The sequence below is a fragment of the Uruburuella suis genome, assembly GCF_004341385.1.
GTDB classification, from domain to species: Bacteria; Pseudomonadota; Gammaproteobacteria; order Burkholderiales; family Neisseriaceae; genus Neisseria; species Neisseria suis.
The window spans coordinates 47,133-60,549 of record NZ_SLXE01000002.1; the positions used below are offsets into that span (position 1 = coordinate 47,133).

11 protein-coding genes are annotated in these 13,417 nt (G+C 55.3%); 5 read left to right on the forward strand and 6 right to left on the reverse strand.

Translation table 11 applies throughout. The features are described 5' to 3' along the window. The first annotated feature begins 31 nt into the window (after nt 1-31). Together miaA and EV680_RS01125 are read left to right on the forward strand one after the other, a co-directional pair. On the forward strand, nt 32-976 hold the full coding sequence (gene miaA, locus EV680_RS01120) for a tRNA (adenosine(37)-N6)-dimethylallyltransferase MiaA (protein WP_132952344.1): 945 nt from the start codon (nt 32-34) through the stop codon (nt 974-976). 153 nt (nt 977-1,129) lie between these two features. Continuing rightward, the gene (locus EV680_RS01125) at nt 1,130-1,663 is read left to right on the forward strand and encodes an RDD family protein (protein ID WP_132952346.1); all 534 of its coding nucleotides are present in this window, start codon (nt 1,130-1,132) and stop codon (nt 1,661-1,663) included. An 85-nt stretch (nt 1,664-1,748) separates the two neighbouring features. On the opposite strand, the gene EV680_RS01130 is transcribed toward EV680_RS01125, so the two are convergent. From EV680_RS01130 to EV680_RS12075, 3 genes are all read right to left on the reverse strand, one after another. Then, nucleotides 1,749-3,218 (reverse strand): efflux transporter outer membrane subunit, encoded by a 1,470-nt coding sequence (locus tag EV680_RS01130; protein ID WP_132952348.1) that lies wholly within the window; start codon nt 3,216-3,218, stop codon nt 1,749-1,751. A 147-nt stretch (nt 3,219-3,365) separates the two neighbouring features. Further along, nucleotides 3,366-4,490: an ABC transporter permease gene (locus EV680_RS01135; RefSeq protein ID WP_132952350.1), complete on the reverse strand. Its 1,125-nt coding sequence runs from the start codon at nt 4,488-4,490 to the stop codon at nt 3,366-3,368. Between the two features lies 1 nt (nt 4,491). Beyond that, nucleotides 4,492-7,908: an ATP-binding cassette domain-containing protein gene (locus EV680_RS12075; RefSeq protein WP_243650315.1), complete on the reverse strand. Its 3,417-nt coding sequence runs from the start codon at nt 7,906-7,908 to the stop codon at nt 4,492-4,494. Between the two features lie 306 nt (nt 7,909-8,214). Here EV680_RS12075 and EV680_RS01150 point away from each other — a divergent pair, with 306 nt between their 5' ends. Further along, nucleotides 8,215-8,457 (forward strand): hypothetical protein, encoded by a 243-nt coding sequence (locus EV680_RS01150; protein ID WP_132952352.1) that lies wholly within the window; start codon nt 8,215-8,217, stop codon nt 8,455-8,457. Between the two features lie 420 nt (nt 8,458-8,877). Further along, nucleotides 8,878-9,912, forward strand: a complete 1,035-nt coding sequence (locus EV680_RS01155) for a hypothetical protein (RefSeq protein WP_132952354.1) — start codon at nt 8,878-8,880, stop codon at nt 9,910-9,912. A gap of 512 nt (nt 9,913-10,424) precedes the next feature. Here the strand turns inward: EV680_RS01155 and EV680_RS01165 are convergent. The 3 genes from EV680_RS01165 to EV680_RS01175 all read right to left on the reverse strand — a co-directional run bounded on the left by EV680_RS01165 (nt 10,425) and on the right by EV680_RS01175 (nt 12,928). Beyond that, on the reverse strand, nt 10,425-11,009 hold the full coding sequence (locus EV680_RS01165; protein ID WP_165870884.1) for an O-methyltransferase: 585 nt from the start codon (nt 11,007-11,009) through the stop codon (nt 10,425-10,427). Nucleotides 11,010-11,302: 293 nt separating this feature from the next. Then, on the reverse strand, nt 11,303-12,274 hold the full coding sequence (locus EV680_RS01170) for an HlyD family secretion protein (protein ID WP_132952533.1): 972 nt from the start codon (nt 12,272-12,274) through the stop codon (nt 11,303-11,305). 36 nt (nt 12,275-12,310) lie between these two features. Then, nucleotides 12,311-12,928, reverse strand: coding sequence for a TetR/AcrR family transcriptional regulator (locus tag EV680_RS01175; protein WP_132952358.1), 618 nt, complete (start codon nt 12,926-12,928; stop codon nt 12,311-12,313). 72 nt (nt 12,929-13,000) lie between these two features. Between EV680_RS01175 and EV680_RS01180 the strand changes: the two genes are divergently transcribed. Beyond that, entirely contained in the window at nt 13,001-13,231 is a 231-nt protein-coding gene (locus EV680_RS01180) for a hypothetical protein (RefSeq protein WP_132952360.1), read from the forward strand. The last annotated feature ends 186 nt before the right edge of the window (nt 13,232-13,417 follow it).

Sequence of the window (13,417 nt, forward strand, 5' to 3'; positions counted from 1 at the left end):
TATTCCTTTTCTTTGGCCGTCTAAAACTTTTATGCACCCACCCAAAGCCCTCGCCCTGCTCGGCCCCACCGCCAGCGGCAAAACCGGCCTGGCGCTTGAAATCGCCGCGCATCTGCCGGTGGAAATCATCAGCCTCGATTCGGCGCTGGTGTATCGCGGCATGGACATCGGCACCGCCAAGCCCGGCGCGGCCGAACGCGCGGCCTGCCCGCATCATTTAATCGACATTATTTCACCGCTCGAAGCCTACAGCGCCGCCGAATTTGTGGCCGATTGCGCTCGCCTGGCGGGCGAAATCCACGCGCGCGGCCGATTGCCGCTGATTGTGGGCGGCACCATGATGTATTTTCATGCGCTCACGCAGGGGCTCAATGCGCTCCCCGAAGCCGATGCCGCCACCCGTGCCGCTTTGCAGGCCGAAAAAGCCGCGCATGGTTTGGCCCATCTTTATGCACGTTTGCAGGAAATCGACCCGGCCACCGCCGCGCGCCTGAAGCCTGCCGACAGCCAGCGCATCGAGCGCGCGCTCGAAGTGTGGCAGCTCACCGGCCGGCCTTTGAGCGCGCATTTTGCCGAACACACGCCGCACACAGCGCCGCTCGATTTATGCACCCTCGCGCTCATTCCCGTCGATCGCACCCTGCTGCATGCGCAGATTGCCAAGCGTTTCCACGCCATGCTCGCTCAAGGTTTTTTGGATGAAGTGCAGCAGCTGCAAGCCGCTTATCCCGCGCTTAGCGCCGACATGCCCTCGATGCGCTGCGTCGGCTACCGCCAGGCTTGGGATTATTTGGCCGGCGCGGGCGATTACGCCGATTTCACCGAAAAAGGCATTGCCGCCACCCGCCAGCTCGCCAAGCGCCAGCTCACCTGGTTGCGCAAATTGCCGCTGGCGCACAGCCTCGACCCTTATGCCGGCAGCGATTGGGTTCAGACGGCCATCAGTTTAACCAAACGGCATTTTATGTTTGAATGAGCGCTTATTTATATTTCAACCGAGAATGCAATTTTAAACGGCAAGATTGCCGCGTGATGAAATGTGAACAGGTTCTCAAAGGCCGTCTGAAAGAAGCTGCCTCAATAAGCGCTTTCTGATAATATCCGCGCAACTTCAGCCAAAGCCCACATTATGCACACATTGCCCACCGCTCCTCTCAAACGCCGCCTGGCCGCACTGGTTTACGAAGCGCTGCTTATCGGCGCCGTCACCGCCGTGGCCGCGCTTATTGCCGGCATCATCGCCACCGTGCTCAACACGCTCTCGCCGCTTTTATCCAGCTTGGCGGTGAGCGTGTGGATGTTGGCCGCTTGGTGGTTTTATTTCAAACTCAATTGGGCGCGGCAGGGGCAAACGCTGCCGATGCGGGTGTGGCAGATCGGACTGGCCGACGATCAAGGCCGTCGCCCGCCGCTGCCGCAGCTGCGCCTGCGCTTTATGTGGGCCTGCGTGTTTGTGGTGTTTGTGCCGCTTCTGGCCTATGTCGGTCTGCGCCACTTCGGCGGCGTGCCGCCCAAAGCCGCCTTCGGCGCAGCGCTGATTTGGTGGATATTGCCCTGGGGCTTTGCCCTGCTCAATCAGGAACGCCGGTTTTTATACGATTATCTGGCCGGCACACGGCTGGTGGATGTGAAAAAGCCGCGCAAATCGGCCGATGCCGATTAAGCAAACCGATTACATCAAAGCATGATGAAAATCATATTCAGGCCGTCTGAAAGCTTTCAGACGGCCTTTTTTAAAGTATTTACATTTACGGTGTTTGCATCTCGTTCCAACCACCGCCGAGCGCTTTATAAAGGTTCACCGTCATTTGCGCGCGGGCGAGCTGCGAGCGGGTGAGGCTGTCGGCCATTTCTTGCTCGCCCAATTGCGCGCGCAGAGCTTCATCGAGGGTTTTATTGCCGTGGCGGAACAGTTTTTGCGCGTCGGCCGCTTGGCGCGCGGCTTGTTGTTGCGCATCGGCCAGCAGGCGGTTTTGGCGCTCGAGTGCGGCTTGTGCCTGATAGGCGTTGTCGACTTCGCCCAGCGCGCGCAACACGGTTTGGTCGTATTGCAGCAGCGCCGTTTGCAGACGGGCATCGGCCGCGGCGATATTGGCTTGGATGCGCCCGTTGGTGAATATCGGCATTTGAATGCCCACGCTCAAGAGGCTGCCCCAGCCTTTGAGCGCGCTGTCGCCATCCACTTCGATGCGGCCGCCCTGCCCCAAAAAGTTAATCGTAAAGCGCGGCAGCAAATCGGCTTTGGCGCTGGCGAGTTTGGCGGCATAAGCGTTGACTTGCGCGGCATGGGCGCGGATGTCGGGGCGGCGCTCGAGCATACCTTGCGGGGTTTGGCCCTCGGGCGCGGCGGGCTGCTGTGCCAACACGTTTACGCTGCTTTCAGGTAGCCTGAAGCTTTGCGGGGTTTGGCCGGTGAGCACGGCAATGGCGCGCGCGGCGGCATCGTATTCCGATTGAATGGTAGATTGCTGCGCCCGCACGGCGGCCAGCCGGCTTTGCACTTCGTTTACTTCATAGCGCGTGGCCTGCCCGGCTTGAAAGCGGCCTTGCACATATTGCGCCATGCGCTGCATGGTGGCGATATTGCGCGAGGCCGTCTGAAGGCGTTTTTGTGCGGCGCGGGCGCTGAAATAATGATCGGCAATATCGCCCGCCACCAGCATTTGCGCGCCGTAAAGCTGCTCTTGCACGCCCAGCGCGGCATAAGCGGCGGCATCGGCATCGCTGCGTTTGCCGCCGAAAATATCCGGCTCCCACGAAGCCGATGCGCCGCCGAGCAAGCTGTTGCCCTTGATATCTTGGCTACCATCGGTCAAGCCGGCGGTTTGCGGGAATTGGCCGAGCAAGGCGCGGGTGTTGTCGTTGAGCGGATTATCCACATTACCGCGCACAATGCCTGCCGAGCCGCTCAAACCGGCTTGCGGCCCCAAATCGGCGCGCGCCATGCGGCTGGTGGCGCGCGCTTCGTTGAGGCGGCTCACGGCAATCTGCACATCAGGGCTTTGCTGCAAACCTTGTTCGACTAAAGCGCTCAACACCGGATCGTGCCAGCTTTGCCACCAATGGCCGATATCCACGCTGCCGCGTGCCGCTTCGGCTTGGCTGAATTGTGGCGGCACATCAATGCGCCCGTCGAGCGACACGGTGGTGTTTTGGCAGGCCGCCAAGGTGCAGGCGGCCATCAGACTGAACGACCAGGCTTTAATTTGTTTGTTCATGATTGATTTCTTTTCTTTGCTCTAACTAAAAAACTTAACAATGCCATTCAGTTCGTAGGTCGGATTCTGCCCACGCTACCCAACTTTTCAGACGGCCTGAAATTTATTCACATTTGATTGGGCAGCAAAGCAGAATGTGGACATATCCTACCCCTGCTGCTCCAGCATTTTGCGGAAGCGAAACAGCGCAAACAATAAAAACACGGCGCCGGTGATGGCCATCACCAGCAATTCCGGCCACACAATATCCAACCCCGCGCCACGGTAAATCACGTTTTGCGCAAAGGCCGCAAATTGGGTGGTGGGCCAATATTCGCTGATGCCTTGCGCAGCGCCGGGCATATTGCTGCGCGGCGCTGCCGAGCCGGAAAACAGCAGCAACACCATAAACACCGGCAGCATCAAAAGGCCGAATTGCGGCATGGTGGGCGCGATGGTGGCCAGCATAATGCCCAGCGCAGCAATGGAAAACAAATACACGCCCACGCCGAAAGCATACATTGCCAGCGAGCCGTTAATCGGCACGCCGATGATTTTGTGCACCATAAACCACATCGACAACTGCGAAGCGGCCAAAATCACCACGCCGTTGGCCAACACTTTGGCCATCATGATTTCAAACGCGTTCACCGGCATCACCAGCAAATGCTCGATGGTGCCGCGCTCGCGCTCGCGTATCACCGCCGCACCCACCAGCACCAGCGAGAGCAGAGTAATCATATTGCCCACTTCCATCACCGGCATATACCATTCGCTTAAACTATTGGGGTTGAATTCGATATTGATCACCGGCTGCACCGGCATCATCGCAGCCGCGCCCTGCTGCTGCAAAAAGCTGCTGATTTGGCGCTGGAAAATCTGCGTGAGGTAAGACGCGCCCACGCCCGCCTGCGTCATGGTGGTGGCATCAATCAGCAATTGCACATCAGGGCTGCGGCCGGCGAGCACATCGCGCTGGAAACCGGGCGGAATATCGAGCACGAAAATATAGTCGCCCGCATCCATCGCTTTATCCACCTCTTCGCGCCGGATATCCACCGGCGGCTTGAAAAACGGCGCTTGTATGGCATCGCGGATTTGGTAGGAAAGCGCCGAGCGGTCGGCATCGATAATCGCCACGGTGGCGTTTTTCACATCGCTGCTCACGCCTTTGGCCACCGAATAAATCGTGGCGGAAAACACAAACACAATCATCAGCACCAGCATCGGGTCGCCAAAGAGGCTGCGCCATTCTTTCACGGTGAGATGCCAAATGGTTTTCAGAGTGCGCATTTTATTTCTCCTGCTTTTTCAAGAGCATGCAGGCGGCCAACAGCAGCACGCAAAAAGCCGCCGCCAGCACCCAAAATTCCTGTTGCAAATCGGCCATGCCCAGCCCTTTGGTAAACGTGCCCACGCTGATTTTCAAATACCACGAAGCGGGAAAAATGGTGCCTATCCAATAAGCGCTGCCGGTCATGGTGGAAATCGGGTAGAGAAAGCCCGAATAATTGATGGTGGGAATCAGCGTGATGATGGCGGTCACGAAAATCGCCGCCACTTGCGAGCGCACAAAGCTCGACACCAATAAGCCCAGCGCGGTAGACACACACACAATCAGCAATGTGCCCAGGCTCAAAGCCATAAACGAGCCTTTGAGCGGCACTTGAAACCAAAAAAGCATCATCAGCAACAAAGCCAGATAATTCACCGACCCCACCGCAATATAAGGCAGCTGCTTGCCGATTAAATATTGCGGCACACTGGCGGGCGAGGCATAAAGGTTGGCAATAGAGCCGATTTCGCGCTCGCGCACCACACCGATGGCCGTCATCATCGCCGGAATCAGCATCAACACCAGCATCATAATGCCCGGCGCCACCGCATACATGCTTTTGAAATCTTGGTTATACATAAAGCGCGCTTCCACGCCCGCAGCCGGCTGCAATGCAATCGGCAGGCCGGTGGCGCGGATTTGGTCTTGCGCATAAAGGCTTAAAATGCCACCCACATAAGCTTTGATGTTTTCCGCATTAAACGGCGCCGAGCCATCCACATAAAAGCCCACTTCAGGCTTATTGCCGCGCAGCAAATCGCGGCCGAAGCCGGGCGGAATATCAATCACCAACTTGGTTTGCGCACTTTTGAGCACACGGTCGATATCGGCGGCCGAATCGAGCGGCGGCTGCTCGACAAAATAGCGCGAGCCGGCAAAATATTCAGTGAGCGCGCGGCTTTCGCTGCTTTGGTCGCGGTCGAGCACGGCAAAAGTGAGGTTTTGCACGTCAAACGAAATGCTCCAGCTCAAAGCCGACATCAAAATCACCGGCCCCAACACCGCAAAGAAAAGGCGGATTTTATCGCGCAGCAATTCCTTGCCCTCGCGCATGGCAAAGGTAAACACGGTGGCAAACCAATATTTCAGCGAGTCGGTGTGCGGCGCAGGCGCTTGATTGGTTTCAAATTGGCTTGGTTTGACTGCTGATTTTTCAGACGGCCTGTTTTCTTCGCGAAGGCCGTCTGAAAGCGCTGCTTCGTTTTCAGATAAATGTTGTTGATGAACAGAAACTTCTTCAGACGGCCTGCTTTCTTCGCGAAGGCCGTCTGAAAGCGCTGCTTCGTTTACAGATGAATGTTGTTGATGAACAGAAACTTCTTCAGACGGCCTGCCTTCTTCGTGAAGGCCGTCTGAAAGCGCCGCCTCGTTTTCAGATACATTTTGTTGACGAACAGCAATTTCTTCAGGCGGCCTGTTTCCTTCGTGAAGGCCGTCTGAAAGCGCTGCTTCGTTTTCAGATAAATATTGTTGATGAACAGAAACTTCTTCAGACGGCCTGTTTTCTTCGTGAAGGCCGTCTGAAAATAATTTATCTTGCGCATCGGCAGCGGCGCTTGGCAGCGCTTGGCGGCCATCGGCTTGCTGATCGGCGCGGACAATGCGTGCGGCTTTGGCAGCCAAGCCCTCGCTTGCGGGCAGCGTTTGCTTGGCTTTGTCATCGTCTGTGCGGAATGTTGCCGCTGTTTCAGACGGCCTGTTTTCTGCACCAAGGCCGTCTGAAAGCGCTTTTCCGCTTTCCGGCAAACTTTGTTCGGCTGCCGCTGTTTCAGACGGCCTGCCCGCGTTTTCGGGCTTGCCGGAAAGATTGAGGCCGTCTGAACGTGCAGCGTGTTCCGCTTGTTCGTCATCCAGCAGATATTGCACAAACGCCTCTTCCAAATCGGGCGCATGCTGGCGCTCGGTTAATTCGGCGGGTGTGCCCACCGCCAACACGCGGCCGCGGTGCATAAACGAAATGCGGTCGCAGCGCGCGGCTTCGTTCATAAAATGGGTGGAAATAAAAATGGTGATTTTGTCTTGCCGCGAAAGCTTGAGCAGATGGCGCCAAAACATATCGCGCGCGGCAGGGTCGACACCCGAAGTGGGCTCGTCGAGAATCAGCACCTCGGGCTTGTGCAGGCAGGCGGCGGCCAATTGCAGGCGCTGGCGCATACCCAGCGAAAGATCGGCGGGGCGGGTGTCGGCCACTTCGGCCAAATCAAACTGCGCCAGCGCATCGGCCACGGCCTGTTTGCCCGCCGCATCCGGCATTTGGTAAAGCTGCGCGTGCAACAGTAGATTTTGGCGCACGCTCAATTCTTCATATAGTGAAAACGCCTGCGACATATAGCCCACGCGCATGCGCACCGCCATGCCGCCCGCGTCGATGGGTTTACCGAGCAATTCGGCCTCGCCCTCCGTAGCAGGCAAAAGGCCGGTGAGCATTTTCATGGTGGTGGATTTGCCGCAGCCGTTGGAGCCGAGAAAGCCGAAAATTTCGCCTTTTTCGATGCGGAAGCTCACATTGTCTACCGCAGTGAAGTCGCCGAAACGCTTGGTGAGCCCGTGCGCTTCCATCGCCGGCGGCGAAGCGGGGTCGGGCACAAACGGGGTGATGGCCAATCCGCCCGAGCCTTGCTGCTTTTCAGACGGCAGCATTTTGATATAGGCCTCTTCCAGCGTGTTCACACCGTATTGGCGCATCACTTCTTGAGTGGGCGCGTTGACCAGCAATTTGCCGTCGTCCATCGCCAGCAAATGCGCAAAACGCTCCGCTTCTTCAATATAAGCGGTGGCCACGATTACCGTCATGCCGCGGCTTTCTTTTTGCAACTCGTCCACCAGCGCCCAGAATTGGCGGCGCGATAAAGGGTCGACACCGGTGGTCGGCTCGTCGAGAATCAGCAAATCGGGGTTGTGCACCAAAGCGCAGCAAAGGCTCAGCTTCTGCTTCATGCCGCCCGAAAGCTTGCCGGCGGCGCGTTCGGGAAACGGCGCCAAACCCGTGGCATCAAGCAAACGCTGAATGCGCGCTTTGCGCTCTTGCGCGTTTAAGCCAAACAGGCGCGCATGAAAATCAATGTTTTCATACACCGACAAAGTGGGATAAAGATTGCGCCCCAAACCCTGCGGCATAAAGGCAATGCGGTGCGACAACGCCTGGCGCGCTTGCTTATCGGCCATATCGCCGCCAAGCACGTTTACCGAGCCTGCCTGAATGATCTTCACGCCCGCAATCAGCGAAAGCAGCGTGGATTTGCCCACGCCATCAGGCCCGATCAAGCCCACGGTGGCGCCCGCAGGCAGCGCAAACGAAACATCGCGCAAGGCTTCGGTTTTGCCGTAGCGGTGGGAAACGGCCTTAACAATCACAGCAGGGGTTGGTTTGTTCATATCCATCGGTTTATTTTCAGACGGCCTTAGTTTGCAATAAGGGTTTAAAAATCGAGCTGGTGTTCCGTTGTTATTGCAAAAACAACTTACTGGACACCATGCAGCCTGTAGGTCGGATTCTTGAATCCGACGCTTGTTCGCAGAACAAGATTGCAGCCTATGTTCGGCCTAGCGGCCAAATGTCGGATTCAAGAATCCGACCTACGATTGCGATAGCTTTTTATTTTTATATTAATAAATCAAATAATTATAAATAACACATCATGTTAGAATAAGTGCACCAACTCTTGAAAAAGGAGGAGTACCATGCGTTTGCCTATCGGTTCGATTATCATTTTGGTGTGCGGGCTCACCGCCCTGATTCCCGGTTTGATGGTGCTGGTCGGGCTTGGCGCGTGGGTGCACGAATTGCTCGACGAGCCCATCGGCGGCTTGGCACTTATCGGCATCGGCATGTGTTGCGTGCTGGCGGCGGTATTCCCCATTGTGGCAACTTACCTCACCCGCAAAGAGCAAGGCAAAACGCCGTTTGACGAAGCGGATAAATGAGCAGCTTATTCTGCGAACAAGCGCCGGATACAACTATCCGAGCTTTCCTCCGGTTTCAGAAAGCCTTGCCAACCTAGCTGTTTTATCCAACGTTTCAGGTAGCCTTGGTGTTTGTCGGATAGCCATATCCGACAAACAAATCTTTAGTAATACCCATTCGAAAAAATAAGATAACAAGGCGGCGAGCCGAAGACAGTACACCTAGTACGGCTAGGCGAGCCAACGCAGTTAGGTTATTTTTTCGAATGGGTATAAGCCTTGCAGCTTGCAGCCCTCTTCTTTACCCGACAAGTCGGGACAAGCGCTCCTACATGAGCGGGGATTGGGTTATACCCATCCTAAAAAATAACCTAACTGCATTGGCCCGCCTTGTATCTGATTTTTTAGAATGGATATGAATCAGCATAAAAGGGAACACTCATGAAAAAATATGCACATCATTGCCGGCTTGTTTTAATCAGCCTGTTTCTGTTGCTGTCGGCAACGGGATGCAATGCGCCTGAAAACAGCCAACCCAATTATTTTCTGAGCGGCACGGATTGGCGGCAAGGCGGCTATGCACTGGTTATCGTCGATAAAGAAGGCAAAGCTTCGCTGGTGGCGCAACAGGACATTTTGCAGGCACACGAGCAAGTGTTGCGTGCCGAGCCTCATGTTTGGCTCAACATGTTGCCCGGTGAGGGTGGTGATCAGCGTAAGCTTTATCTGTTTCAGCACCGCCGCCTGATTAAATCTATGCAGGCGCGGATATACCGGGATTTCGACGCCGGCAGCCTGCCCGAGCATGCGCAGCCGCTGGTTAGCAAAAGCACATATGGCGAGCCGAAAGCGCCCTATCTGGCCAGGCTCACCCGCTTGCAGGCACAAGAAAACGTGTGGGTTTACCAGCAAAGCGAAGTTCAGCCGTTTCAATATTTTTTCCATATCGATTTGCCCTCGGTGGCCGTGTTTCACGGCAGCAATGAAGATAACGCAATAGATCACCAGCCTTACGAATACGTTTTGGGGCAGCAGCTTTACACACAAATCAAGGCAGACCTTGAGCAGCAATTCGATGCAGCCGGCTTTGATATGAGCAATGTCAACCGCAATCTCTGGAGCAGCACCGCCACCGCACCTAATCTTTACCGGCTCGACAATCATTCAGACGGCCTGCTCAGAGATGGAAACCGTATGCCGCTAACCGCCGATGGCTGGACGCTCTATCATTACCGCATCACCGTGTTTGGCACCCCCGAAAGCTACCGCCAACTGCAACATTATGATTTCAGACGCCATCTTGCCGCCTACCGCAACAACAACACGCAGCTGCAATTCACCCTTGCACAACAAGCCAGCCGAGCCGCGCCCCCGGCCACACCCGATCAAATCATCATTGACGACTATCTCGAAACCGCCCGCATCGGCCAATTAAACGAACAACAATACGGTTTGAGCTATTTTGAATTGCCGTAATAGCCATTCAAAAAAATAATATACAAACAGGCAGCCTGTAGGTCGGATTCTCGAATCCGACACTTGTTCGCAGAACAAGGCGCGCACATCGCTTTGGCCGTTGGCCAAACGTCGGATTCAAGAATCCGACCTACGCGGATGATGCTGCCGAAGCGCTTTTATTTTGTAAGGTTATTTTTTTAGAATGGGTATAACGGCGTTGCTTTGCCTTATAACCAATCTGCTTATTTTGCCAACAAAGCAAAAATATCCGCCGCCTCATAAGCGGTTTCACCCTTTGAGGCCGTCTGAAACGCCTTAAGCAAAGCCTGCGTCAGTTGCGGTGTGGGCAAAGGGCTTTGTTTGCGCAACAAACCCAGTTTGTTCAAGCCTTTAATCACTTTCAACGCCACACTTCACCGGCGCGGCGGCTAAAGCTTGAATCGGCCAGCAGCAACAGCAACAATTCTTTGCCCGTCACGCCGGTCGCACCGATTAATAAAGCTTTCATTGTTTTTCCTTTTCAGACGGCCTCAAACACTACTCGCCAACAACAAACCCGCACCAATGTCCAACACCATGCTGCTGAAGTTTTTATCCGCTTCCACCAGCGCGATAAATGCCTGCACTTCATCGGCATGCGACAACACATTGTCTACCACCAAAAGGCTGCCGGGCTTGGTGAGAATGCGCTGCAAATGCGGCCAATAGGCGGTGTATTGACTGCGGTCGGCATCAAGCAGCACCACATCGAAATATTTTGGATAATCGCGCAAAAATTCGCCGGCATCGCACACTTCCATGCGCACAAAGTCTTCGAGTTTGGTTTCGCGCAGGTTTTGCCGCGCGGCCTTTTTGCGCGCTTTGTCGATTTCGAGCGTGCGCAGCGAGCCGCCGGTGTCGCGCACGGCATCGGCCAGCCACAGCGTGGAATAACCGTTTGAAGTGCCCACTTCCAACACCTTGCGCGCCTGCTTGGTGCGCACCAGCAAGGCAATCAAGGCGGCGCTGCCGGGGTGCAGATTGCGCCAACAGGCGGCACGTTCGGTTTGGGTTTCATCGTGTGCGCGGCTTTCGCTGTAAACCGTTTCCAAATAGGCTTTTAATTTGGCTTTCATGTGTTTCTCCAAACAAGACAAGGGAAGCTTGAATATATTGTGTTTAGATGACATTACGGCTTCAGGCCGTCTGAAAAATCATCTGAACAGCTCGCTTGAGCCGGATATTGCTCGGTTTGGCGGTGGCTTTGATGAACCTTGGGTTGATAAACCCAACGTTTCAGACGGCTTGCAGATTTGTTGGGTTTACAACCCAAGCTACCCGCCGTATCCCTTTTTTATGCATTCCACTATATATTCCTTGCCGTTAAACAGCCTGTGTTTCTTCTGTTGCAGGTGCCGTCTGAAAGATATCAATGCGGCAGCTTCAGCGCCAAATCTGCCGGCCATGCCGCCTGATTGTCGAGCCGCACATAGCCGTTGCCGGTGAGGCCGCCTTTGAGCAAGCCGTTGTATTTTGCAGCGGTGGCCGCCGGCACTTGCAGCTTCACTTTAAACATCAATTTTTCGCGCTCGCTCTGCGTTTCCACCGATTTCGGGGTGAATTGCGCATCGGTGGCGATAAAGGTAATGCTTGCCGGCCACACCGCATCCATGCCGTCGAGCACAATGCGCGCTTCATCGCCCACTTTCAGGCGGCTGATTTGGGTGGTGGGCAGGAAAACCGCCATCGACACATCGTTCGGATCGAGCAGGCTCACCACTTTGCTGCCCGCGCCAATCACATTGCCCACTTCGGCAATGGTGTATTCCACCCGCCCCGCAATCGGCGCGCGGATGGCCATATCATCGTTCACCGAAGCGGCTTGGTCGATTTGCGCCTGCGCGGCGGCCACAGCAGCAGCCGCTTCGGCGCGGGCGGCACGGGCGGCGCTCACCGAAGCGGCTGCGCTGTCGCGCGCGGCGCGGCGCTTGCTCAGCTCGGCATCCGACACCAAATCATCGCGCCTGAGGTTTTGCGTGTTGGTAAAATCAAGCTGCGCCACTTTTTGCTGCTGCTCGTAAGCCTTGATTTCTGCCTCGGCGCGCGCCACCGCTTCTTGCGCACGCTGCTTTTGCGCCCGTGCGCCGTCAAGCTGGCTCGCGCTGGTGTCGGACGATAATTCGGCCAACACATCGCCCTCTTCCACCCGGCTGCCCTCGTCTACCAACATGGCTTTCACGCGGCCGGCATAAAGGCTGGCCACATCGAAGCGCTTGAGCTCGAGCCGGCCGTTGCTTTGGGCAAAGCCCTCGGGCAGGCCGCTTTGATGATGCTGCTGCCAGTAATACCAGCCCCCCGCCGCCAGCGCGGCCGCCACAGGCACAATCCAGATTTTCTTCATCATTTTTTCCTGCTGTGATTAATTGAGATAAAGCATTCAGACGGCCTCTTGCGCGGGAAACAAAGCCGCAAAAGCCCAATCGATGCGCCGGGCAATGGCCGCATCGCTCACGATTTCGCCAATATGATGGCTCATCGCCGCCGGCAGCACGCCCATTTCATCAAAGCGTGTGCCCAATGCCATCGGCGCCAGCACCGCTCCGCTCAAATACGACAAACGCTGCACCTGCTCGGCCGGGCTGCTTTGCCCCGGGCAGGCTTCGAGCAAAGCTTGCAGGCGCTCAAACGTTAGCTCGAAATTGCGGCGCATAAAAGCATTCACCACTTCCACCCCATCGGCGCTGTCGGCATAAGCGCGGTGCACCCAGGCCAAATTGTCGCGGAAACATGTTGCCAGCAGCCACACCGCATGGCGCAATTGCGCCACCGCATCGCCCTTTGCTGCGGCATCGAAATCCAGCAAACCAAACGAGCGCTCGTGATGGCTTTGCAATACCTCGCCCACAAACGCATCTTTATCGGCAAACAAATGGTGAAACATGCCCGCGCTCAAGCCCGCTTCTGCGGCCAACATGCGCACAGAAAGCTTGCGGTAGCCGTGCTGCGGATAAAGCTTGAAACCGGCGGCAATAAATTGGGAACGTGTGTCCGACATGGTGTAAGGCCGTCTGAAAAGTATTGGACAGGTGTCCAATATACTGAAGTTTGGTTTGAATAACAAGCATGCGTGGCAAAACTCAGCTTAAAAAGCGATACCGGATTGAAAAACAATCTGGAAATCATCAAAATGCCGCTGCCAAAACCATTCACAGCAACGGCTGATACTGATTTATTGATTCGGCAATTAAATATTGAACATTTTCAGATGCCGGCAAACAAGCCTTTGGCTTGTTGCCCTCTCCCTAGCCCTCTCCCACGGGAGAGGGAACAGGTTTCTGCTGCGGGTAAGAGGATATGAATATTCAATAATCAATTGCCGCATCTATAAAAAAACTTCTTATAAAGTAAAAGAAAACCAAATGCTTATTTATAATGCATTGGCGCATTTGACCGGCAGGTTGGGTTGAAAACCCAACAAGCCACAGGCCGTCTTAAACCTTGGGGGTTTAGCAACCTAACCTACTCCGTTATAAAGCGTGATTTT